Origin of the sequence: Methanolobus sp. ZRKC4 (genome assembly GCF_045291305.1) — an archaeon.
Lineage (GTDB): Archaea > Halobacteriota > Methanosarcinia > Methanosarcinales > Methanosarcinaceae > Methanolobus.
Genome location: NZ_CP146983.1, coordinates 1,052,990 through 1,075,313, shown reverse-complemented (window position 1 = coordinate 1,075,313; position 22,324 = coordinate 1,052,990). Strand labels below are relative to the sequence as shown.

Below are 22,324 nucleotides of genomic sequence, written 5' to 3'. Positions count from 1 at the left end.
CTCATCTTCATAAATGGAGGTAATGTCATGGGATGGAAATTATCAAGAAGAACACATCAACGCTTTAGGCATCTAAGAGTGTGGAGTACGACAAATCATTCAGATGAATCTTACAAATCAAAGACTCCTACAACGATATCTGAACAAAATTTACTTCCTATAAAGACTTTGGAACCATTGCCCATCAATAGCCTTGATGAAGTCGCAAAAACAAAAATAAGAAACATGGCGCAATTACCTATTCAGTGAATAATCCTCATATGAAAGGTGAAATTATCACCTTTCACCAGTTTTCAACGTCACAATGAAAAAGAATAAATTATCTGAATATGTTAAACTTATTCATGTTCAGCAAGCACAATGAATCCGATTACAAAGAAGTACTCTCCGGAATAGAAATGAAAACAATTGTTCACGGAGAAAAAACGCTCATGGTAGAATTCATCTTAAAAAAGGGAAGCATGCTCCCGGCACATGAACACATCCATGAACAGACAGGATACATGGTTTCAGGAAAGATGCTGCTCACAATCGGAGATGAAACTCATGATGTAATGCCTGGGGATTCATGGAACATACCATCAAATGTACCTCATTTTGCTCAAATCCTGGAAGATTCCGTGGCTGTGGAAGTTTTTTCACCTCGAAGGGACGAGTATCTGGAATAAATCCAATACATGAGGAACTATATCAAAGGAGAATAAATTTCCTTTGAATTTTTTATTCCATAATGACGGATAATGATACAATTATCCATTTATAATTTAATACATGAAAAATCAATTTTGGTCCGGCAGAACCTCTTCTTTTAATTGCTCATAGCAGTTTACCATCAATTCAGGAGTTGCTGCCATCTCAATTACGTTGAAATCAAAGAGTTTTGCGAACTCTTCTACCATTGAGTCAAAATTCTTCTCATAGTGCAGGCCAGTATCAAGCCTTGCAACATTCTTGTAGCCTGCATAATCGAAAACGAACTTTGAGAGTTCTATATCGTCAGGATCGGGTGTCATTCCTGCTGAGACAACCATCTCCCTCCAATGGGCAGCCCACATGGGTGTCATGAAAAATGTCCCGACACCTTTAGAACCCGTTAGTCTTTCGAGGTATGCAGCCCTGCCTCCCAGTACTGCTCCGATACAGTCATCTACTACTTCTCCGTTGTCCTCTTTCAGGATATGCACTTCGCATGGGCTGGACCGGAAGTCCTCTTCAACCTTTCCAAGCACATTGCCGCATAAACCATAGAACAGGAGAATACCATCAGAGTAGCCTGACATCTCACGTGCTTTGTTGTAAACAACTTCTTTGAGATGCTCAGGTTTGGCGTGCAAAGCAAGTTCAAGCATTTCCACAATTATAGTATAGTCATCGCCATTCAAATTATCTGGCAAACTGTTTTCTGAAACAAGCGTATAGTTGCAGCCAGCATCCCTTAGCTTATCAACAATTCCGTTACAATCGTCATTTTCCACAATTAACAGACTTTTTATTGAATTATCATCTTCTATAATATGAACGATCTCGTCCTCAAACATCCTGCAGGCAATAAATCCCAGTACTGGCATGGAATATCATCTCCTTAAAAGGTAAGAAAATGTGATTTTGGATAGTATTATAATCTGGCGCTACGTACAGCAGGATGGATATAAACACAGCTGATAACAATAATTATTCAAGCTGGATGATAGGGAGGAATAATGAGCTACCTGTACCTGGCATTCGCCATAATATTTGAGATATGCGGAACCACATGTATGAAATTATCTGAAGGTTTTTCAAAGATAGTTCCATCGGTGCTGATATTCGTGTTCTATGGCATCAGTTTTGTAGCATTTACCATTGCTTTGAAAAAGCTGGAAGTGAGTGTTGCCTATGCTATATGGGCAGGACTTGGAGTAGCCATGATCTCATTGATAGGGCACTTTGGATTCAACGAACCACTGCCACCTATAAGAATAGTATTCCTAGCACTCATAGGCATTGGAGTGATAGGACTACATCTGAGCAGCAGCGTGAATTGACCTGGACATACACCCTACACCGCATACAACGTAACCATATTCATGCACCCCTGAGCATGTCTTTTTTGAACAGACCATATTCATCAAAACCCCTGTGGATAAGCACAAGAATACCCAAAAGTACATTCACCATGGTTGTCACATAGATAACTATCATAATGGCTATCTGATATTCTATTGCAACCAATGGACTTGCACCGGCAAGTATCTGTCCTGTCATCATACCCGGAAGAAAAACGATACCAATTGTAGCCATATTTGCAATAGTAGGTTTCAATGCAACCCTCATGCTTTTACGTAAATATGGGATTAGCGCTTCAGTCTTTTCAGCTCCCATGGACAGACGGAAAAGATAGCGGTTCTCATTTCTCTGGATTTCAGTACAAAAGTTATCCATCCCAACGACATTTGCTCTCAGTGAATTACCCAGCACCATACCGGCTATCGGTATGAAATAGCGTGCATCGAAGAGATCATTCAGGTCTATGATAAAATTATTGAAATAGAGAAGTATGGCATAGTTTGTAACAGCAAGAGAAATTACCAGTAATGGAAAAAAATGCCTGGTTTTGAGTTCAGCATTCTTCAGTACTGTATGGGATGCTACAAAGACCATGATAAGTACCCAGAGTACATTCAGCACTGCGTTGTTCAGCTCAAAGAGGAATGTGAGGAAAATACCCACAAAAGCCAATTGAAGAACCATCCGGATAGCACTCTCAATTGTAGATGATATTAATTTCAAATTTAGATAATAGCTGATAAGGATGGGAATGGCCAGAAGCAGAAATGTAAAAAACAGACCTGTTAGTCCTACTTCATATGTTTGCATTCAGTTTGCCTCCCTTGAAAAGTCAATGACCCTAATGTTTTCATTTTCCCACTCACGGTCATGAGATATGGAAAGTACGGTCCATTTCGGATTACAAAAGAATATCTCCACAACTTTCTGCTTTAAAGTACTGTCAAGTTCTGCTGTGACCTCATCAAGCAGAAAGATATCTTTCCCTGACAACAGAGCTACAACAAGGACAATCCTTTGCTTTTCTCCTCCGGAGAGTTTCATGTAGTCCTTGTTGAGAATATCATGATCTAAAGATAGATCTGCCATTACTTTGTCAAGCTGAGCACGGTAAAGAATATCCTTATTTGCCTTAAAAGAAAATATCTCATCTATAAGGTCACCTACTTTCCCATCACCAATATCCGTATCCTGAGATACATACATTATTCTTTTCCTGATGCTCCATATAGAATTGCTATCCACCTGGATACCATCAAAGAAGATTGTACCGGAATTTTGTACACCGAATCCCATTATCAACCTGAAAATAGTGGATTTTCCAATTCCTGATCTTCCTTTTATAAGGATCTTTTCACCTTTTGCAACAGAGAGATTAAAATCGGAAAGAATCGATTTTTCATCGTATTGGATAGAAAGATTTTGAATACTCAACATTTCCATGTGCAATTTTCTCCAGCCATAATAAATAGTCAATTCTGGTATAAAGGCTTTAAACAAGAATTTACATAAATTACTCCATGAGCAAGAACTCACTTACAGAAGGACAAAAAGCTCCTGATTTTTGCCTCCCAGACCAGAATGATAATGAAGTATGTCTGAAAGAACTTGCAGGTAAATGGATCGTTCTTTACTTCTACCCGAAAGACAACACTTCAGGATGCACGAAAGAAGCACAGGAATTTACAGCCTTACAAGAGGATTTCGGTGCGGAGAATGCAGTGATACTTGGAGCCAGCAAGGACAGCATTAAATCACATATCAAATTCGTTGAAAAGAAAGAAATTGGTATCACACTTCTTTCAGATGAGGAAAAAACCGTTCACCAGAAGTACGATGTGTGGAGAACAAAGAAAAACTATGGCAAAGAATATCAGGGAACTGTCAGATCCACTTTTTTGATTGATACAGAAGGCAATATTGCAAAAATATGGGATAATGTCAGAACAAATGAACATGCACAAAAGGTGCTTGATGCACTTAGAGAAATAAAAGAGAACTAATTTCGTAACTATTCAGCCTGATAAAAACGCTATCAATAACAATCTTGACAAAAAGTTGAAACGTAAATTTCATTAGGATCATTTATTTTGATTGTTGCTATTGATTGCTTTTTTGATTGTTAGATTGTTAGTGAGTAGACATCTCTATTTCGATGAAATCAGTACCAATAGGCAAATCGTGCCAGGCTGAATAGTTACCTAATTTCTATTCTTTTCTATTTTTGCGTGCTTGTGGATTTTGCATAGAGTACACTATTGGGTTTTGTTGTTGAGGTTTAAAAAAGAAAAAGCAACCCCCGGTTTATTGGGGGGTGCGGGTTTATTTTAGTCTATTAAGTAATCCTTACAACCTCTTAAGTCGAAGTCACAGTGACTGCAATTGTCCATTCCTTTCCGTCGCTAACTCTTGTAATAGAAAGAGTGTATGCTCCTGCAATTGTTGCAGCTGATGGAGAGGATATGACAAGGTCAGCACTGTCTCCTACATTGCTAACACCTACAGATATTACACTGGTATCATCATCCATAAGAGAACATACGAATAATGTTCCATCATCAGATGTGAAAGTCGGCAATAAATTAGTACCATCTGCATCTACCATTGCTGTTACACTGATAGTAGCTGACCCATCGTTGTTGTCAAATGTTGCAGTTGTTGGTGTAATAGAAGTCTGATCTTCACATAATGTAACAGTAATCGTTACATTGCTTGCTGGCATCTCAAAAGTGTATACTTCACCTGGTGTAAACACAGCTGTTGATACACTTCCACTACTTTCGTCTGTTACAGATATTGATTCAAACATTAGACCACTTTCAATACCTGAAATTTCTACACCCACTGGTTGTCCAGCTTGTGATGTATTTTCAGGATTTGTCGTCACTGTTGCATTTCCACCATCTACAGCTGCAACTGTAATTCCATAGGTCACAGATATATCATATTCTGATGTGTCACCATTTTCTGCAGTTACATTTAATATGTTTGCGTTTAAGACAATAGTCCCATTATTAAGTTGAGATTCGTCATATACTACATATGACTGTTGTGAGTCATCAGTAGATTCAATTGCGTCTATCAATTCAGCAACCGTTAATTGACCTGAAACGTTGACATATTCAGAACCATCCTCATTATTAAGGCCTGTAATAATAGATTCGTAACCAGATTTTACCTGTATAGTTGTAACTGAACTTGGAGCTGCTACGGTTACTGTTACAACATATTCTTGAGTGGTTGAATCAGCTGCAGTTACAGTGTAGGTAACAGGGTTTGTGTAGTTCTGAACTATTCCAGTATTAGGTGAAACACTAGCTCCGGTATGAACTATGGTTGGTGTCAATGATGTTACATCAGTACCATAAGGAACTGTCAGAGCTACGGTCTTTGCTCCTTCATCAACTGTACCAGTTACGGAAGGGGTAGCAAAGTCAAAGCTTGTGATAGCCTTTGCAGGATTTGCTGCTACGGTTACTGTTACAACATATTCTTGAGTGGTTGAATCAGCTGCAGTTACAGTGTAGGTAACAGGGTTTGTGTAGTTCTGAACTATTCCAGTATTAGGTGAAACACTAGCTCCGGTATGAACTATGGTTGGTATCAATGATGTTACATCAGTACCATAAGGAACTGTCAAATCTACTTTCTTCACAGACACTAAAGGAAATATAGCCAAGATATGAGATAGCGTTAAAACAAAAGAAGATGCATAAAAAGTGCTTGAAACCATCAAGTCGCTTAAAGAAAACTAAACAGTCATACCAGTACATCGCAGGAATACATCATATTATGTCAATGTATTCAGATATCTCACTGAAGATTAGAATATAACCTAGCACTAACATCAATAAGGAAATAAGCCATGCCCACCTGAGAATCCTTGCAAGGTTCTCGGGTTGTGTTAACTTTATAATAAAACGATCTACCATATTTGGTCGATCATCAGGATCGGAATTCATAAAAAAGAGTATCAGAGGATTATCCCTTAATCCTCTTCAATCTGAAGGTGTTTTCCCTTTCCATCTCTTCGAGACGGAGCCGTATGAAGACCATTGATTCCTGAAGTTCTGGTATCACCTTGAACTCAAGAGCATTGACACGCCTTTTTGTCTTCTCGATATCATCAAGAAGCTTTTTCATGGTTGTCTCAATCTCTGCAGCAAGGATAATCTTCTCTACAAGAAGCTCATAAGCATCTGCAGCCTCATCGGTGTATGCGCTGGTACCAAGAATACCATATCCACGTTCATTTATGGACTTCTTGACACTGGATGACTCGATCTTCGGAACGACAACACCCATGATGTTACGGCTTTCCAGTTCTATCTCTGGCTTGCTCTGAAGTGCAAAAGCTGTGGATTTGACGGTAATAGTACCGTCAACAGCATTTGCAATACCTATCATCCGGGAAGCATCTTCATAGGCGGCATCCAGCTCAGTTCTGACATCCTTTGCTTTGCTGAGGATCTCAAAGAACTCAAGGATAAGACCGTCTCTCTTCATTTTGAGCAGCTTGTGGCCACTCTGAGAGAGCTTGATCTTCTTTTTAATCTCAATAAGCTCTGAACGAGTTGGTTTTACATCTTTCACGCCCATGTTGGATCACCTTTTTATTTAGTTGCTCTTGCGAGCAGGGTGGTATTTGTCGATATACTTGTTATCGATCCTGGTAAGCAGGGCTTCAGGAAGTTCGGAGAGGATATCCCAGCCAACTGTAAGAGTGTCTTCAATTGACCTGTCTTCATCTCTTCCCTGACGGACGAACCTGTCTTCAAATAGGTCAGCGAATTCAAGTATCCTCTGATCTCTTTCGGACAATGCTTCCTTACCTACAATAGCTACAAGACCCCTGAGGTCACGACCTTCTGCATATCCTGCATACATTTGGTCAGATACTGCCTTGTGATCTTCCCTTGTCTTTCCTTCACCAATACCTGAGTTCATCAGACGTGACAGGGATGGGAGCACATTGATTGGAGGGTAGATACCCTTCATGTGAAGTTCCCTGGAAACTACGATTTGGCCTTCTGTGATATATCCTGACAGATCTGGGATCGGGTGAGTGATATCGTCACCAGGCATGGTAAGGATTGAGAACTGGGTAACTGATCCTTTCCTTCCCTTGATAACACCTGCACGTTCGTAGAGTGATGCAAGGTCAGTGTACATGTAACCCGGATAACCACGTCTACCTGGTACTTCTTCACGAGCTGCACCCATCTGACGGAGTGCTTCACAGTAGTTCGTGATGTCAGTAAGGATAACAAGTACGTGCATGTCGTGTTCGTATGCAAGGTACTCTGCAGCCGTAAGAGCCATCCTTGGAGTGATGATACGTTCTACAGCGGGGTCGTCTGCAAGGTTAAGGAAAACCACAGCTCTCTCAAGAGCACCGGTCTTCTCGAAGTCTTCCATGAAGTACTGGGCTTCTTCGTTTGTGATACCCATTGCAGCGAATACTACTGCGAAATCCTCAGTGGAACCTGGAACCTTTGCCTGACGTGCAATCTGAAGAGCGATCTCGTTGTGTGGAAGACCTGAACCTGAGAAGATAGGAAGCTTCTGTCCACGGACAAGGGTGTTTGTTCCGTCAATAGTTGAGATTCCTGTCTGGATGAAGTCCTCTGGTGGCATCCTTGAATATGGGTTCATTGATGCACCATTTACATCGATCCTGTCTTCAGGAACAATACGTGGTCCGCCATCCAATGGTTCTCCTGAACCGGAAAGGATACGTCCGAGCATGTCCTTTGAAACAGGCAGTTTGATGGTTTCTCCGGTGAACACTACACCGGATTCCTCATTCAGTCCGCCAGTTCCTTCGAATACCTGAACCGCTACAACGTCAGCGGATGTATCAAGGACCTGTCCTCTTTTTGTCGTGCCGTCTGGAAGGTTGATGTTAACAAGTTCACCATAACCTACCGGCTCGGTCTTTTCGAGGAACATTAATGGTCCGGAGATTTCTGTGATCGTCTTATATTCCTTGGTCATCTTAGTTGCCTCCAAGTGCTGCAAATTCCTTGTCCATCTTTTCCATGACAACATTCAGTGCACTATCGAAGTCCTCTTCGAATTTGACCTTGGCAAGTTCGTCCTTGGACTCGACGGAAAGGATATCCTTCATTGGTATGCCGGATTCCAGTGCTGCCTGTGCCATGTCACTGTACTTGGAGATTGCTTTCAATAATTTGTACTGCTTATCGAACGGACAGTATGTGTCAACAGGGTGGAACGCATTCTGCTGAAGGAAGTATTCCCTGAGCATACGGCAGATTTCAAGAACCAGTTGCTGGTCTTCCGGAAGTGCATCGGAACCGACAAGCTGTACGATTTCTTGAAGTTCTGATTCCTGCTGGAGAAGATCCATTGCATTGTCCCTGAGTGGTACCCAGTCAGGTGCAACGTTCTCTGCGAACCAGTCAGAAAGACCCTGTGTGTACAGACTGTAACTTGTAAGCCAGTCTATGGATGGGAAGTGCCTTCTCTGTGCAAGCTTTGCATCCAGTGCCCAGAATACTTTTACGATACGTAGTGTGTTCTGTGTAACAGGCTCTGAGAAGTCACCACCAGGTGGTGATACTGCACCGATAACTGTGATTGAACCCTCTTCCGCTGCAAGTGATTTTACTGCACCTGCACGCTCATAGAATTCAGAGAGCCTTGCAGAGAGATATGCAGGATAACCTTCTTCACCAGGCATTTCTTCAAGCCTTGAGGAAATTTCTCTCATTGCTTCTGCCCATCTGGATGAAGAGTCAGCCATAAGTGATACATCGTATCCCATGTCACGGTAGTATTCTGCAATTGTGATACCTGTGTAAACAGATGCTTCACGGGCAGCTACAGGCATGTTGGATGTGTTTGCTATAAGAACTGTACGTTCCATGAGTGGACGACCGGTCTTTGGGTCCTGGAGTTCAGGGAACTCGTTCAGTACATCAGCCATCTCGTTTCCACGTTCTCCACATCCGATATAAACTACAATGTCAGTGTCACTCCATTTTGCAAGCTGCTGCTGGGTAACTGTCTTTCCTGAACCGAATGGACCAGGGATAGCTGCTGTACCGCCCTTTGCAACCGGGAAAAGACCGTCAAGAATTCTCTGACCTGTAATAAGAGGTTTTCTTGGGATGAACTTCTTGTCAACAGGACGTGGCATTCTTACAGGCCACTTCTGCATCATGGAAAGCTCTGTGCCGTCTGTAAGTACACATACAGTTTCGTCTACTTTGAACTTACCTGACTTTATTTCTTCAACTGTACCGGAAACTGTTGGAGGAACCATGATCTTATGTTCAATGTTCTCTGTTTCCTGTACAACACCAATTGTCTGACCGCCTTCTATGGAATCGCCACTGGTTACAGTTGGCTTGAAATCCCATACCTTGTCACGGTCAAGACCGTTTGCAGTAACACCTCTGTCAATGAAGTCTCCCATCTTTTCCTGGAGTACTTTCAGAGGTCTCTGAATACCATCATAAATACTTTCTAATAATCCTGGGCCGAGTTCTACTGAAAGTGACATTCCAGTGTTCACAACAGGCTCACCTGGCTTGATGCCGGATGTATCCTCGTATACCTGAACAGTGGCTTTTTCACCTTCAATTCTAATAACTTCGCCCATTAAACCTTCGTGACCTACATGCACTACATCATACATTTTTGGTTTAATACCTGTAATTGTGACAACAGGCCCGGCCACCCGATAAATTTCACCTTTCATTTCCACAGATCAACACCTACCGATTGTTTTATTTTTTCCCTTAAGTTCGAACTCTGACCACTACCTCCGAGAGTCACAACAGTTGGTTCAACAGATTCATTGATAGTGTTTCTCAAAATTTCCGGTAGTTTATTTAGATCATCACCGTGCATAACAAGAATACCGACTTCTCGATCCTCAAGTATTTTCTCTACAGTAGATTCAAGTTCGCCATCGACAACGTCAAATATTTTTTTAACACCAGCAAGTCTGAATCCTGTTACAAACTCGCCGTTTCCGACTACTGCAAGTTCCATCAAATCACCAACTGTTCCCTGATAACTTCATCACTGAGGTTGGCGGCTTTTCCACGTATTATTATCCGCAGGTTGTTTACCTCATTCTGTTTGCTTAGCATGTAGTCCATGATTGGTACTATAGAGAGTGGATAAACATGTGAAAAGCTTGCTGCAGATTTAAGTCTGTGTTTTTTCAGCCTTGATTCGACATCTATCAAAGATTGCATGTCCGGGCTCACTACATCGGAGATTTCTTCCCAGTAAGGGTATTTCTCTAGTTCAGAGATGAAATCTTCAAAAGAGAGTGGTATTAGCCTTTCGATGTCCTTGAGTTTCAGCTTGAGTCCACCATCGATCATCAGATACATCATCTCAGGATCAGTGATCCCTGCCTTCTTCATACGGAAGAGCGTAGTGAGGTTCTTTATATCAATGCCTGTCCTTGTAAACTTGGCAAATAATTTGCGGTCTTTGGACTTTGAACCTTCAGTTGCAGTAAAAAGCCCTGCATAGTACATTTTATCAAGCTGATTCTCAATCTCTGAAAGATTGGTGCCGTTGTAATCCTTCAATATTGCGTTGTATTCGGTGTTCTCAAGTTCTGAGATTACATCCTCATAATTGTCCTTTGTTGCCAGCTCAGAAAGGAATGTGTAGCTCAAACTACCTGCTGCAACAATGGCTTCCAGAATTTCTTCTGTCGAAGCTTTGCAATATTTCCCTCGAAGAATTGTTTTGATATTCCAGATATCATACTTTTTGAGTTCTTCTGCGACAAGGTAATTTACCTCACCCTCAGAGATGTTAATCAACTTTGTGAAGGTCACGGCGAGATTCCTGTTCAGGGCATGTTCTATAAGATCTGCACCTTCGTATTGTCTTGCCAGCTCATCAACATCCTCTTTATATTCCGTCTCTCCAATGAATCTTGTGATCTCATCAATACCCATATTCATTAGTCGGGGATAGGTCTCCTTTGGCAAAATCTTACTCTTCATTGCACGAACACGTGCAGTAGTGTATGCGTAGTTGGAATGACCCTTGGATTGTGTTCTGGAATTTCCACGCTTATATTTCTGCAACAGCTGCATTTAGAAATCACCCGAATAAGATATCAGATGTTTGCCTCAACAACTGCTCGTTCACGCTTTTCAGAATGACATCGTATGTATAGTCCAGTCTTACGGTCCCATCTTCGTTCTCAATGATAACGCCACCGAGACATTCAATGTTGCCCGCATATTCCAATGAAGACAACTTTTTTACAATCTCCTCAGATCCAGCGTCGGAATAAATCCTATTGCCGCTTGACTCATAAGATTCTATGAGGCTTTTAAGGAGTTCTTCGTTTTTCTCTGGAGAGAATGTGGATATGGATTCCTCAGCCTGGGTATATACTTTCTCGAGTACTTCCTTGCGTGCATTGAGCAGTGTGCGCTTTACTTCAAGATTTGCACTGGATATTTCTTGCTGCCTGATCTTTTTGATATCATCCTCTGCCTTTGCAAGACTTTCGCCCATTATCTTCTTAGCACTCTGCTTTGCTTCATCTATTATTTGAGAAACCTCAGCATCCGCTTCGCTATCTAACTGAGCTACTTCTGCCTGTGCGGCATCCATGATATCTTTAACAACAGTTTCAAGTCCCATGCTCACACACCTTTAATAAATTTAAGAGCAAGAGGTGCTCTTAAATAAATTTAGCTGATCAACAGTGCAACTACAAGACCGAAGATTACGATTGTTTCTGGAATTACAGTAAGGATCAAACCTTTACCGAACAGACTCTCGTTTTCTGCCATTGCACCGATTGCTGCACTACCGATGTCCTTTTCGGCGATACCGGATGCAAGTCCTGTAAGTCCTACTGCGAGTCCTGCTCCGATTGCTTTTAATCCTGCTGGGTCCATCATTGTGGTTGTTGCTGTTACTGGGTCTGACATTTTATTTTTCCTCCGTGTATTTTCTAATATATCCAAATGGATTGTACTTTCTTCCCCCACCTTCGTAGAACTTTCCGAAGAATTCTACATACTGCAACCTGAGTGAGTGTAATCCGGGGGCAATAATACTCAGGACAGTGTTAAGAGCGTGTCCGAAAAGGAACACAACAATTGCAAAGATAGTCGCCACACCTATTGCAGTGCCTGGCTGCCAGATCATTTCAAAGGCGATCAGGTTGACAGTTGATGCAATGTAGATGGATGACAATCCGACAGCTATTAAACGAGTATATGAAAGAGAGTTACTGAGAAGTGCCGGTAATTCGATAGGTCCTTTAATACCTTCTCCTTTGACAAGCATTATAAATCCTATCAGGAATACAATTATTCCCACTGCTATCGGGAGCATTCCCACATAGCCTAATGCTGCAAGAAGAATACCGAGTTCCACAACTATCCAGCTACCCTTTTCGAGTAGAGCTGCCATAAAACCATGTTTTTTGTTTTCATTAATGAAACCCAACATATAACCGATGTTGATGTGGATTACACCAATAAGAGCGGTTACAACAATCAGGGTCATTACAAGATGGGTTCTGTGTATAGGGTAGGTAACAATTTCTCCGCCTATGGGTGATGCGAACAGTTCGACCGTCTCAAAGCCAGGTATGAGTCCGGCTACGACTCCGTGATCCGTATGCACGCTTGCAAGCGGGAATCCCAGAAACTCACCGTACAGTATTCCGAAGAGAAATGTGGATATCTGACAGTAAATAAGAATATTCATCAAAGGCTTAACTGCATCTGAAGATACAAATTTCTTAATTGCAAATGCAAGTGTCAGAAGTATTAATGCATAACCAATATCTCCCAGAATCATTCCGTAAAAGAGCGGGAATGAAATAAATATAAGAGTAGTCGGGTCGATCTCCTTGTATCTGGGACGGGCATACAGGTCCATTATTTCCTCGAATGGAGCTGATACCTTTGGGTTGTCATACTCTATCGGAACTTTCTGTTCGTCTTCTTTTGTCATTTCCTGTTTGGAAACAAACGCACGTCCTTTTGTAGCTGTTTTCACAACATGTTCCAGCTCAGCAAAGTCTTCATCAGGAATCCATCCATCTACCATGAATGTACTCTCAGTAGTAGCAATTCTGAGAGGTGCTTCTGATTTCTGGGTCTCGATAGAAAGAAGTTCGTTGCTTGCGAGGATGAAATCCGCATACTTATCTTTCAAAGATTCGATTTCTGCATCAATTGCTTCAATCTGTTTCAGTAATCCAGATTCCCGTGATATGATGCCTGAAAGAGACTCTGATGGCATTCCACTTGCATTTGGAACTCTAAGTTCCCTGAAACCCAGCTCTGCAAGCAGCTCTGCAACTTCACCTGATTTTTCATTAGAAACGAACAGTGCTACAGTACCTTCTTTAGCATCGTAGAATATTTCATAAGAAGATGTGATCTTTGAAATAGCAGATTCCACGTTTTCCTGCACATATCCTGCAAAAACAGCTAGATTCTCGTAGCCATGATACAGATCAAGGCTAAGATCAATATTGGCAAAAGGAAGTAATTCTTTCTTAAGAGATTCGGTTTCTTTAAGTTCTGCTTCCAGTCCGCTTTTCTGTTCAGTCTTTGCATCCAGTTCAGCATCCAGCTTATTGAGAGTGTCATCAAGTGAAGAAAGAACAGCCGTATTATCCTGTTTTTTGGATTCTGCGTCCTTTACACCCAGTAAACTGGCTATTGACCTGATCTTGATGAGTTTCTTGGAAACATCATCTACATTCTCAAATGGTCTGCCTATACGGAGACCGGAATTATCGTCATTGAAATCTTCGATCTGGAACAGATTTGTCTTGTGCAGAGAATTGACCGTTTCTTCAAGTATACTTTTGTGGCCAACAATTACGGCACGAGTCATCTGTTTTGCCTTAAGCATGGATTGCCCTCTCAAACTCTGTTATCAGATTATCGACCGCTTTATCCACATTTGAAGATGCTTTTTCGGCAACCACCGAGGCTTCTTTTTCACCATCCTCTGTGATTGTTTTCTTTTCTGAAGCGATGGACTCTTCAGCAGACTTCATTGCACTCTGTGCTGCTTTTTGTGCATCGGCTTCGGCTTGCTTTATTATTTCCCTGGCCTCTGCACGTGCACTGGTGATTCGGTCGTGTTTGTTTTTAACACCGGCCTCAACCATTTTTCGTGCATTGCCTTCTGCATCTTTAATTTCAGATAAGATTTTGTCTTTGGCCATGCTAATCCTCATGTAGTGATTAATTATTATAAATCCTGAGTAATGCACTCCTTCTACTGCTAAATCACATATAAAGTATTCGGTTTTCCGGATGCTAACACTCAGGAAATGATAATGATTTATCATTAAAATGACAGGAATTACTTACCATCAAGTATTCTTAATGCTGCCCTTGGATATTGTTTCCCAATTATCCGTAGCTAATAAAAGATATTAGAACTCAATGCATAGACTTATCGAGTCTAAGCGGAAGTTGAGTTCCTTTGGGGATGGTATGGATATATTTTTTCCTGAACTCCGGGTTACGCATCATGCAATATTCTGCCGAGCACTTGTAAGCCTCATGCCTGCCCATGCGCTCCCATATGGTGGATAGTTTCTCCTCACGAACATTCCCGAAAGAAAGCGGTGTATATGCACATGGAAGCACGTCACCTCCGGCAGTTGTGTGCATCCAGCGCCTTCCTGCAAAGCAGCCGAACTGGTCAGGACCCATAAAATTAGGGAATGAAGTAACTCTTGGACCCTCCCATTTTTTGTTCATTGAACTCTGGAACTTGCCAAGGCGATCAACATCTTTAGAGGTAATGACCTCGTCCTCATGATCCATCCACCTCCCAACGGCTATGATCTCATAAATAGACATTTCCTGCATACCCATATCTGCTGCGAAATTATAGAAACCATCAAGGTCATCAATGTTATGAGGAGAAACGACCACAAAGAGATCGGCAAGAATGCCTGCATTCACCATGTGCTCTATCCCATTTACAGTGTTCTTGAAAGCGCCTTCCCGTCCCCTTACACGATCATGTTCAGCCTCATCAGGGCTATCCAGGCTCATGTGTGCAGCAAAAAGACCTGCTGCCTTCAACTCCCTGGCCCTTTGTTCGTTCAAGCTAAAACCTGATGTGAAACAGGTAGCTATCGCACGAGTCTTATCCACCTTTGCAACCATTTGCGCAAAATCTTTCCTGAGCAATGTCTCCCCACCATCAAAGGCTATGTAGTAAGAACCAAGATCAATTGCCTGCTGTATGGCGCTATTGATCTCATCGTATGTCAGAATCGGGTCTGCTACAATGTCAGCCGCACCACAGTGTATACAATCATAAGGACAATGTGTGGTAATACCTATAGAGAACTGATCCGGAAGCCTTTTCTTTAGAATAGAAGCTACTTGTGCACCAATCATCCTATTGAATATCTCACCGGGCATAGGAGGAGCCCATGTTGAAAATATAATGTTTTCCTCGTCTGCCTGTATCGGCTTCTCTTCCAGAAAAATCCTATTGATCCTCTTTAAGATTGGCTTTGCAACAGGAGCTAACGGACCTTCGGCATCAAGAACCACTTTTCCGTTTTCAGTGCTTGCATTTACTTTAACTACTGATTTATCATAAACCCTCATGAAGTCACCTGATAATTAAATAAAATTAAAGAATATCCCCTGGGAGCATATCAACTGTAATAAGATCAGTTACAAGCTCAAGTTTATCCCTTGCATCTGAAGAGGGGAAAGAAGCAAGGATGTCTTTTGCACTCTGTACACAATCGCGTACTTGCTGCAGTGTTTTCTCCACTGCCGAGTCATGGTCCATTACCCTCCTGTAAATAAGAGGCAATGTAACTGATTCATATGTTGACTGCTTGTCCTCGAGTCTGTCAAGATACTCAAGCAGGTCATCTACTATCTGGTATGCATTGCCTACGCATTCGCCAAAATCCCTTAGTTTGAGTGCAAGGTCTCTGTCAGCTCCTGCAACATAGGCACCTATGGCTGCACTTGCAGCAAACAAGGACGCCGTTTTCTTTGAGATACAATCAAAATAATTCTTTTTCCTGAATTCATTGTCGGCACTGGAAATGTCAATAGTTTCTCCTTCTGCCATGTACATTCCTGCCCTTCCGAATTCAAGTACTGAGTCAGTACCGTATGAAGATATGAGGGAAATTGCCTTTGATATAAGGAAATCGCCGCAGAGTATAGCTGCCGGAATTCCGTACTTTTTGTGGGCTGATTCAACTCCTCTGCGTAAAACCCCGTCGTCCAGAACATCATCATGTATAAGGGATGCTGAATGTATCAATTCGATGGCAAGAGCTGCATTGATACTAACCCTGGAATTGCCACCGCACATCTCCGTACATAACACCAGCATTACAGGCCTGATATTTTTACCACCGGAACTACATATATGAAGAAGCATCTTCTTCATCTGGGACTTATCATCCATGGAGCTGACCATCCCTTCCTTGGTCTCTTTGATAAGCTGGTATTCTTCCAGATCCTCTATTTGTATCATATATATCGTCCAATCATTCTGAGTATTTAGAAGGACAACTCACCACGATCCGGTTCGCCTCAACAGTTCCACCAGACACCATTTTCCCGTTTATACTAATGCTTTGCCCTTCTACTAAATTAGCCGGAAGCGAACCTGTGTATTCAACATGCAGTTCAAAAGAAGAGTCATCAAGATCCTGAAGAATAAAGGAAGTACCATCAGTGGATATCTCCAAAGTTTCGTTCTTGATCGTACCCATAGTGTTAACGTCACGTCCCACGTATTTATCGGAATTTTCCGATAACTCCGAGATCATAGGATAACCTTGGGAAAGGTCCACATTCCAGAGACCCACAAAACCAACAATGGCAATGAAAGCAACTGCAAGAACAGTTTTCTGTTTTTTATCCATAAAAGCACCTCATAATGACATTATTTCGTCATTTTGCGACATTGACACAGTACCCTCATTCGGGAACGCAATATGTATGCGACATATACTGACAATGTAATCCATGTGATCGCAAATGCAATTTCTAACGCGCCTATAAAGAATCACCTCTATATCAGGTTAACCTTTGCCATCCATTTGCATTAAGAAGAACCCTTGCAGCAATAAACGAACACGTATGAACCAATGTGTACATTGACGGATTTTACCTGATAATCAAGTATTAATATGGGTGTGCACTAGTATAGTTCCATCCTATATATAGGTAAACATACGAACAAAAAAACCTCATGATCAACTATGGTAAAACCTCCAAGACTTATAGCCTGGGAAACAACAGCTGGATGTAACCTTTCATGCAAACATTGCAGAGGGTCATCCACTGAAAAAAAACCAGAAGGCGAGCTCACAACAGAAGAAGCATTCCATTTCGTAGATGAGATAAAAGAGATAGGAGATCCCATCCTCATTCTGAGCGGAGGTGAGCCGCTTGTAAGGGAAGACATATTCGAAATCGCGAGATATGCCACCGAAAAAGGCCTCCGTGTAGCCATGGCCACCAACGGGACACTTGTGACACCTGAAATAGCAGAGAAGATTAAAAGTGCCGGCATACAGAGAGTCAGCATCAGCCTTGACGGCTCAAGTTCAAAGACCCACGATGATTTCCGTTGCATGCCAGGAGCATTCGATGGCGCAGTATCCGGAATAGAAACTCTGAAAGAGGCAGGAGTAAGCTTTCAGATAAACCCCACTATCACAAAGCGCACCATAGATGAAATACCGGAAATTCTTGAGATGGCAACTGAGATAGGGGCCGAAGCCTTGCATATTTTCCTGCTGGTGCCCACAGGAAGAGGCAAAGAACTCGAAAACGAGGAAATCCCCTCAGTTGAATACGAAAGGGTCCTTAATTGGTTCTATGATGAGCAGAAAAAGGCAAAAATACAGTTGAAGGCAACCTGTGCACCTCATTATTTCAGGATAATGCGCCAGAGGGCAAGAAAAGAAGGTATCGAGGTTACCGTTAAGACCCATGGTTATGAGGCAATGACAAAAGGGTGCCTGGGTGGTACCGGATTTTGCTTCGTATCCAGTATAGGAGAAGTCTACCCTTGCGGATACTTGCCTGCACTTGCAGGAAGCATTAAAGAACAATCCTTCAAGGATATATGGGAGAACTCAAAGGTATTCAATGACCTGAGGGATGTCTGCAAACTCAAGGGCAAATGCGGTGATTGTGAATACAATAAAGTATGCGGAGGCTGCCGTGCACGTGCCTATGCTGCAACCGGGGATTATCTTGCAGAGGAGCCCTATTGCATATACGTACCTGAAAAACAGTGATTTTAAATGATAGATCTTGACGATACTGATAAAACGATACTTAATACTATACAGTTTGAATTCCCACTGGAAACCGAGCCGTTTCAAAAGCTGGGAGAGCAACTGGGTATCAGTGAAGACGAAGTGATCGAAAGACTTGATAGACTGCAAAATGAAGGAGCAGTCAGGAAAGTAGGACCAATCATCAACCGCAAAGGAGTTGGTGGTACAAGCACCCTCATAGCGGTTACCGTCCCTGAAGAGAAAGTGGATGAGGTTGCAGGTTACATCAATGAATATCAGGAAGTATCCCACAACTACCACCGCCCTGAGAAATTTAATATCTGGTTCACAATATCTGCACCTAACAGAAAAAGGATAGACAGTATACTGGAAGAACTTCGGGAAAGAACAGGGCTTGAATTCATCGACCTGCCTACAAAAAAACTGTTCAAGATCGGAGTCAGATTTAACATCAGGTGATAAAATGGATGACATTGATGAGAAGATAATAAAACTGACACAGAACGGCATCCCACTTAAAAGATCACCATTTGCAGACATCTCCAGTAAACTTGGAATTAGTGAACAAGAGATCATCGAACGCCTCCAAAAGATGAAGGAAGAAAAGGTCATCCGCAGGTTCGGTGCATCCATCGGCCATAGAGATATCGGAATTATTGCAAATGCCATGTGTGTCTGGAACGTACCTGATGAGAGGACAGAGGAAGTAGGAACAATCATGGCAGGCTTTTCAGAGGTCACACACTGCTATGAAAGACCAAGGGCATCTGGATGGGATTATAACCTTTTCACAATGGTGCATTCATATACCAGAGAAGAATGTTATGAGATTGCAGCAAGGATATCCGAAGCCACAGACATCAAAGATTACAAACTTCTTTTTAGTGACAGGGAATTCAAGAAAACTGGAGTTCGATTATAATCGCAATCTTTAACTAATTTACAGAAAAAGCAGAAGGCAATCATTCCCGGAGATGGAGATATGAAAAACAAGAACCACTTCCTGCCACTGCTGATAGATATGAACGATAAGAATATCGTTATTTTTGGAAGTGGGTCGGTTGGAGAAAGAAAAGTTAACCTGTTCTCAGCATATGCACCTGTGACAGTTGTGAGCCGCAGTTTTTCAGATACTTTTTTTGAGCTGGAACGCAAGAACAATGTTACACTTATCAAGGCAGATGCCGGAAAGCTCACTGATGCAGACATAAATGACATTATAAAAGAAGCTTTTCTTGTAATACCAGCCACCAATGACAGAACCATAAATGAAAGAATAGTAAATCTTTCAAAACTGTATGGAATTCTAACCAATGAAGTAGATGCCATTGGAGATGTAACAGTTCCTGCTGTAATTAAGCGTGGAGGACTGACCATCAGCATATCCACAGCCGGTTCGAGCCCTGCTTTTTCCAGGTTTGTCCGACAGAATATCGAAAATTTAATAACTCCTGAATTTGCGGATATGATAAAGGTCCAGGATGAGATGAGGACGTACCTGAAGAATGAAGTTCCTGACCAGAGAGATAGAAAAGATATATTGTGGGACATACTTGAGAGTGAAGAGGTATGGGCTGCGCTGAAAGAATCCTATGACAAAGGGTTTAAAATAGCACAAGGTATAGTTACTGAGAAAATAAACAAGAAAGTCCGATAGCATGCTCTATTATAATACGTTAACAGCATTTTTAGGAACAAACCGTGAGGTGTCCCGATGACTGAGATCTCCAGTATGGTAATCACACATTCCAAAGCAAGCGTGGAAGAGATGGAAGATGTATGGGATGGTGACCTGGATTATATTCTCCGGGAACTATATGCAAACGAGCTTGTGTGTGAATGTGCAGTACTCAAGACATGTAACCGCATCGAGATGTATGTTGTTTCTCCCAAGGGAAGCAGTGTGCTGTTCCATTTTGCAAAGGAAATGGGCTTATCTTCCAACATATTCGATTTCTATGATCATGAAGAATCTGTAATGCATTTGTTAAGGTTATCTTCCGGTCTTGAATCCATGATAATAGGTGAGGACCAGATACTGGGCCAGATAAAGGAGCTGTACCAGATAGCCAGAAACCTCGGTACCACTGGAAGGATGCTTGATACTGCATTCAGTAAGGCTATACAGGTCGGTAAAAGGGTAAGGACCGAAACAGAGATCAACAGAGGTGCCCTGTCTATTGCATCAGCATCAGTGGACCTTGCAGAGGATACAGTCGGTGACCTGAAGAATAAAATGGTACTTGTAATCGGAACCGGTGAGATGGGAACCCTTGTAACCAGGGCTCTTTCCCACAGGGATATCGAATTAATGTACATTGCGAACAGGACGTATTCAACCGCAAAACAGCTTGCTGATGAGATGGGTGGACATGCTGTCCATTTCGATCAGATCGATGAGAACCTTAAGAAGGCCGACGTAGTCATAACTGCTACCGGAGCACCACATTTTGTTTTGAAACATGATCAGCTACTCCAGGCAATGCAGTCGAGGGAGAAAGAACTTCTTCTGATAGATATTGCAAATCCCAGAGATATCGAGCCTTCCATTGTAGATATTCCTCATGTGACACTATATAATATTGACAATCTGCGTGTTATCAATGAGAAAAATCTGGAGCTCAGGATAGAGGAAGCTAAAAAAGCACAAACGATCATCGATGAAGAGTTTAACCTCTTGACAAAGCAGTACAAGCGTCAGAGAGCAGACCACCTTGTTTCTGAGTTATATGCACAGTCATATAAGCTTCGTGTAAATGAAAAAGAAAAGGCTCTCACGAAATTAAGTGCTTACCATACAATTGGCGATATCGAGAAGCAGATTATAGAGGACCTTTCGCATTCAATCATTAATAAAATGCTGGCGGAACCTACCAAGATACTTAGGTATGCAGCGGAAATAGGTGATGATGAACTGCTTGAATCTGTTGCCAGAGTATTTATCGTAAACAAATCCAACATAAAAGAAAAGAATGAGCTGGTAAAATGTTCCCCGAGCGTAGAATGAGAAGGTTGAGAAGTGGCAAGATTAAGAACCTGGTGCGTGAGACTTCATTGTCTGCTGATGACCTGATTTATCCGGTATTTGCTAATGAGACAATAGACAATCCGCAGGAGGTAGCATCAATGCCTGGCATTTACAATCTACCGGTTGAGAAAATTGCAGATGAGGCAAAAGAAGCTGCTGATCTTGGTATTCCTGCCATATTACTTTTTGGTATACCGGAAACAAAGGATGAACAGGGAAGCTCTGCCTGGGGAGACGACGATGTTGTACAGCGTGCCATACGTGAAATTAAGAGTGAACTCGGCAAGGATATGCTTGTAATTACCGATGTCTGCCTTTGTGAGTATACCAGTCACGGACACTGCGGGATAGTGAATAGTGACACCGAAGAGATAATGAACGATCCAACATTGCCCTTACTTGGGAAGACAGCAGTAAGCCATGCAAAGGCGGGTGCTGACATGGTGGCACCGTCAGGAATGATGGATGGCATGATATCTGCAATTCGCAGTGAACTTGATGACAATAAATTCCACAATATTCCTATTATGTCCTATGCCGCAAAATACTCTTCCTCATTCTACGGTCCTTTCAGGGATGCAGCCGGATCAGGATGCTGCTTTGGTGACAGGTCCACTCACCAGATGGATCCTGCAAACTCAGATGAAGCACTTATGGAGGCGGCCCTTGATATCGAAGAGGGTGCTGACATAATCATGGTTAAACCGGCACTTTCGTATTTAGATATATTATACCGTCTCAAGACCGAATTCGAAATACCAACCGCTGCATACAACGTCAGTGGTGAATTTTCAATGATAAAGGCAGCCGCACAAAATGGCTGGCTCGATGAAAAACAGGCGATTTATGAGTCACTGCTTTCCATGAAGCGCGCCGGTGCGGACATGATACTGACCTATTTTGCAAAAGATATGGCAAGGATGCTAAAATGATTATATGGTGAT

At 42.0% G+C, this 22,324-nt stretch carries 25 protein-coding genes; 9 read left to right on the top strand and 16 right to left on the bottom strand.

Annotation, left to right across the window (positions count from 1 at the left end; genetic code table 11):
- Positions 1–344 precede the first annotated feature (344 nt).
- Complete coding sequence (locus tag V7O67_RS05635; protein WP_342305834.1) at positions 345–668, top strand: cupin domain-containing protein; 324 nt, start codon at positions 345–347, stop codon at positions 666–668.
- A 111-nt stretch (positions 669–779) separates the two neighbouring features.
- Here the strand turns inward: V7O67_RS05635 and V7O67_RS05630 are convergent, their stop codons facing one another.
- Positions 780–1,568, bottom strand: coding sequence for a DUF1638 domain-containing protein (locus V7O67_RS05630; RefSeq protein ID WP_406671187.1), 789 nt, complete (start codon positions 1,566–1,568; stop codon positions 780–782).
- 132 nt (positions 1,569–1,700) lie between these two features.
- Between V7O67_RS05630 and V7O67_RS05625 the strand changes: the two genes are divergently transcribed.
- Positions 1,701–2,024: a DMT family transporter gene (locus V7O67_RS05625; RefSeq protein WP_406671185.1), complete on the top strand. Its 324-nt coding sequence runs from the start codon at positions 1,701–1,703 to the stop codon at positions 2,022–2,024.
- A gap of 40 nt (positions 2,025–2,064) precedes the next feature.
- Here the strand turns inward: V7O67_RS05625 and V7O67_RS05620 are convergent, their stop codons facing one another.
- Entirely contained in the window at positions 2,065–2,856 is a 792-nt protein-coding gene (locus tag V7O67_RS05620) for an ABC transporter permease (protein WP_342305837.1), read from the bottom strand.
- A complete protein-coding gene (locus V7O67_RS05615; RefSeq protein WP_342305839.1) occupies positions 2,857–3,489 on the bottom strand; it encodes an ATP-binding cassette domain-containing protein in 633 nt (210 codons plus the stop codon).
- 77 nt (positions 3,490–3,566) lie between these two features.
- On the opposite strand from V7O67_RS05615, the gene bcp reads away from it, so the two are divergent.
- Positions 3,567–4,049: a thioredoxin-dependent thiol peroxidase gene (gene bcp / locus V7O67_RS05610; RefSeq protein WP_342305840.1), complete on the top strand. Its 483-nt coding sequence runs from the start codon at positions 3,567–3,569 to the stop codon at positions 4,047–4,049.
- Positions 4,050–4,402: 353 nt separating this feature from the next.
- Here bcp and V7O67_RS05605 read toward each other — a convergent pair whose 3' ends face one another.
- From V7O67_RS05605 to V7O67_RS05545, 13 genes are all read right to left on the bottom strand, one after another.
- A complete protein-coding gene (locus V7O67_RS05605; RefSeq protein ID WP_342305841.1) occupies positions 4,403–5,701 on the bottom strand; it encodes a DUF5018 domain-containing protein in 1,299 nt (432 codons plus the stop codon).
- 326 nt (positions 5,702–6,027) lie between these two features.
- A complete protein-coding gene (locus V7O67_RS05600) occupies positions 6,028–6,645 on the bottom strand; it encodes a V-type ATP synthase subunit D (RefSeq protein ID WP_406656780.1) in 618 nt (205 codons plus the stop codon).
- An 18-nt stretch (positions 6,646–6,663) separates the two neighbouring features.
- Positions 6,664–8,043: an ATP synthase subunit B gene (locus V7O67_RS05595; protein WP_406656781.1), complete on the bottom strand. Its 1,380-nt coding sequence runs from the start codon at positions 8,041–8,043 to the stop codon at positions 6,664–6,666.
- A 1-nt stretch (position 8,044) separates the two neighbouring features.
- On the bottom strand, positions 8,045–9,775 hold the full coding sequence (locus tag V7O67_RS05590; protein ID WP_406656782.1) for an ATP synthase subunit A: 1,731 nt from the start codon (positions 9,773–9,775) through the stop codon (positions 8,045–8,047).
- Positions 9,772–10,071: a V-type ATP synthase subunit F gene (locus V7O67_RS05585; RefSeq protein WP_406656783.1), complete on the bottom strand. Its 300-nt coding sequence runs from the start codon at positions 10,069–10,071 to the stop codon at positions 9,772–9,774. Before V7O67_RS05585 ends, V7O67_RS05590 begins: the two co-directional genes overlap by 4 nt.
- Complete coding sequence (locus tag V7O67_RS05580; RefSeq protein ID WP_406656784.1) at positions 10,071–11,144, bottom strand: V-type ATP synthase subunit C; 1,074 nt, start codon at positions 11,142–11,144, stop codon at positions 10,071–10,073. Before V7O67_RS05580 ends, V7O67_RS05585 begins: the two co-directional genes overlap by 1 nt.
- Positions 11,145–11,151: 7 nt before the next feature.
- A complete protein-coding gene (locus V7O67_RS05575) occupies positions 11,152–11,703 on the bottom strand; it encodes a V-type ATP synthase subunit E (protein WP_406671182.1) in 552 nt (183 codons plus the stop codon).
- Positions 11,704–11,753: 50 nt separating this feature from the next.
- Positions 11,754–11,996, bottom strand: coding sequence for a V-type ATP synthase subunit K (locus V7O67_RS05570; RefSeq protein WP_406656786.1), 243 nt, complete (start codon positions 11,994–11,996; stop codon positions 11,754–11,756).
- 1 nt (position 11,997) lies between these two features.
- Complete coding sequence (locus tag V7O67_RS05565; protein ID WP_406671181.1) at positions 11,998–13,944, bottom strand: V-type ATP synthase subunit I; 1,947 nt, start codon at positions 13,942–13,944, stop codon at positions 11,998–12,000.
- Entirely contained in the window at positions 13,937–14,263 is a 327-nt protein-coding gene (gene ahaH / locus V7O67_RS05560; protein ID WP_406656788.1) for an ATP synthase archaeal subunit H, read from the bottom strand. Before ahaH ends, V7O67_RS05565 begins: the two co-directional genes overlap by 8 nt.
- Positions 14,264–14,483: 220 nt before the next feature.
- A complete protein-coding gene (locus V7O67_RS05555; RefSeq protein WP_406671179.1) occupies positions 14,484–15,674 on the bottom strand; it encodes a radical SAM protein in 1,191 nt (396 codons plus the stop codon).
- Positions 15,675–15,699: 25 nt separating this feature from the next.
- Positions 15,700–16,569, bottom strand: a complete 870-nt coding sequence (locus V7O67_RS05550) for a polyprenyl synthetase family protein (RefSeq protein WP_406671177.1) — start codon at positions 16,567–16,569, stop codon at positions 15,700–15,702.
- A 13-nt stretch (positions 16,570–16,582) separates the two neighbouring features.
- Entirely contained in the window at positions 16,583–16,963 is a 381-nt protein-coding gene (locus V7O67_RS05545) for a cytochrome c maturation protein CcmE (protein ID WP_342305853.1), read from the bottom strand.
- Positions 16,964–17,302: 339 nt separating this feature from the next.
- Between V7O67_RS05545 and ahbD the strand changes: the two genes are divergently transcribed.
- Genes ahbD through hemB form a run of 6 tightly spaced genes read left to right on the top strand, consistent with a single transcriptional unit; the run spans position 17,303 to position 22,312 of the window.
- Positions 17,303–18,349: a heme b synthase gene (gene ahbD, locus V7O67_RS05540; RefSeq protein ID WP_406671175.1), complete on the top strand. Its 1,047-nt coding sequence runs from the start codon at positions 17,303–17,305 to the stop codon at positions 18,347–18,349.
- Positions 18,350–18,355: 6 nt separating this feature from the next.
- Positions 18,356–18,811, top strand: coding sequence for an AsnC family transcriptional regulator (locus tag V7O67_RS05535; RefSeq protein ID WP_406671173.1), 456 nt, complete (start codon positions 18,356–18,358; stop codon positions 18,809–18,811).
- Positions 18,812–18,815: 4 nt separating this feature from the next.
- Positions 18,816–19,274: a siroheme decarboxylase subunit beta gene (gene ahbB / locus V7O67_RS05530; protein ID WP_342305856.1), complete on the top strand. Its 459-nt coding sequence runs from the start codon at positions 18,816–18,818 to the stop codon at positions 19,272–19,274.
- A gap of 60 nt (positions 19,275–19,334) precedes the next feature.
- Positions 19,335–20,009 (top strand): bifunctional precorrin-2 dehydrogenase/sirohydrochlorin ferrochelatase, encoded by a 675-nt coding sequence (locus V7O67_RS05525; protein ID WP_406671172.1) that lies wholly within the window; start codon positions 19,335–19,337, stop codon positions 20,007–20,009.
- A gap of 57 nt (positions 20,010–20,066) precedes the next feature.
- Positions 20,067–21,359 carry a glutamyl-tRNA reductase gene (gene hemA, locus V7O67_RS05520; RefSeq protein ID WP_406656796.1) on the top strand — a complete coding sequence of 431 codons (1,293 nt, stop codon included), beginning with the start codon at positions 20,067–20,069 and terminating at the stop codon, positions 21,357–21,359.
- Positions 21,338–22,312 carry a porphobilinogen synthase gene (gene hemB, locus V7O67_RS05515; RefSeq protein ID WP_406656797.1) on the top strand — a complete coding sequence of 325 codons (975 nt, stop codon included), beginning with the start codon at positions 21,338–21,340 and terminating at the stop codon, positions 22,310–22,312. Before hemA ends, hemB begins: the two co-directional genes overlap by 22 nt.
- Positions 22,313–22,324 lie beyond the last annotated feature (12 nt).

Excerpts from the sequence above, each read along its gene's own strand:
- V7O67_RS05600 (WP_406656780.1), bottom strand. The coding sequence starts at position 6,645 with ATGGGCGTGAAAGATGTAAAACCAACTCGTTCAGAGCTTATTGAGATT.
- V7O67_RS05575 (WP_406671182.1), bottom strand. The coding sequence starts at position 11,703 with ATGGGACTTGAAACTGTTGTTAAAGATATCATGGATGCCGCACAGGCA.
- V7O67_RS05580 (WP_406656784.1), bottom strand. The coding sequence starts at position 11,144 with ATGCAGCTGTTGCAGAAATATAAGCGTGGAAATTCCAGAACACAATCC.
- V7O67_RS05545 (WP_342305853.1), bottom strand. The coding sequence starts at position 16,963 with ATGGATAAAAAACAGAAAACTGTTCTTGCAGTTGCTTTCATTGCCATT.
- V7O67_RS05570 (WP_406656786.1), bottom strand. The coding sequence starts at position 11,996 with ATGTCAGACCCAGTAACAGCAACAACCACAATGATGGACCCAGCAGGA.
- V7O67_RS05630 (WP_406671187.1), bottom strand. The coding sequence starts at position 1,568 with ATGCCAGTACTGGGATTTATTGCCTGCAGGATGTTTGAGGACGAGATC.
- V7O67_RS05550 (WP_406671177.1), bottom strand. The coding sequence starts at position 16,569 with ATGATACAAATAGAGGATCTGGAAGAATACCAGCTTATCAAAGAGACC.
- V7O67_RS05635 (WP_342305834.1), top strand. The coding sequence starts at position 345 with ATGTTCAGCAAGCACAATGAATCCGATTACAAAGAAGTACTCTCCGGA.
- V7O67_RS05615 (WP_342305839.1), bottom strand. The coding sequence starts at position 3,489 with ATGGAAATGTTGAGTATTCAAAATCTTTCTATCCAATACGATGAAAAA.
- V7O67_RS05525 (WP_406671172.1), top strand. The coding sequence starts at position 19,335 with ATGAAAAACAAGAACCACTTCCTGCCACTGCTGATAGATATGAACGAT.
- V7O67_RS05585 (WP_406656783.1), bottom strand. The coding sequence starts at position 10,071 with ATGGAACTTGCAGTAGTCGGAAACGGCGAGTTTGTAACAGGATTCAGA.
- ahaH (WP_406656788.1), bottom strand. The coding sequence starts at position 14,263 with ATGGCCAAAGACAAAATCTTATCTGAAATTAAAGATGCAGAAGGCAAT.
- bcp (WP_342305840.1), top strand. The coding sequence starts at position 3,567 with ATGAGCAAGAACTCACTTACAGAAGGACAAAAAGCTCCTGATTTTTGC.
- V7O67_RS05555 (WP_406671179.1), bottom strand. The coding sequence starts at position 15,674 with ATGAGGGTTTATGATAAATCAGTAGTTAAAGTAAATGCAAGCACTGAA.
- V7O67_RS05565 (WP_406671181.1), bottom strand. The coding sequence starts at position 13,944 with ATGCTTAAGGCAAAACAGATGACTCGTGCCGTAATTGTTGGCCACAAA.
- V7O67_RS05625 (WP_406671185.1), top strand. The coding sequence starts at position 1,701 with ATGAGCTACCTGTACCTGGCATTCGCCATAATATTTGAGATATGCGGA.
- V7O67_RS05590 (WP_406656782.1), bottom strand. The coding sequence starts at position 9,775 with ATGAAAGGTGAAATTTATCGGGTGGCCGGGCCTGTTGTCACAATTACA.
- ahbD (WP_406671175.1), top strand. The coding sequence starts at position 17,303 with ATGGTAAAACCTCCAAGACTTATAGCCTGGGAAACAACAGCTGGATGT.
- V7O67_RS05595 (WP_406656781.1), bottom strand. The coding sequence starts at position 8,043 with ATGACCAAGGAATATAAGACGATCACAGAAATCTCCGGACCATTAATG.
- hemA (WP_406656796.1), top strand. The coding sequence starts at position 20,067 with ATGACTGAGATCTCCAGTATGGTAATCACACATTCCAAAGCAAGCGTG.
- V7O67_RS05620 (WP_342305837.1), bottom strand. The coding sequence starts at position 2,856 with ATGCAAACATATGAAGTAGGACTAACAGGTCTGTTTTTTACATTTCTG.
- hemB (WP_406656797.1), top strand. The coding sequence starts at position 21,338 with ATGTTCCCCGAGCGTAGAATGAGAAGGTTGAGAAGTGGCAAGATTAAG.
- V7O67_RS05535 (WP_406671173.1), top strand. The coding sequence starts at position 18,356 with ATGATAGATCTTGACGATACTGATAAAACGATACTTAATACTATACAG.
- ahbB (WP_342305856.1), top strand. The coding sequence starts at position 18,816 with ATGGATGACATTGATGAGAAGATAATAAAACTGACACAGAACGGCATC.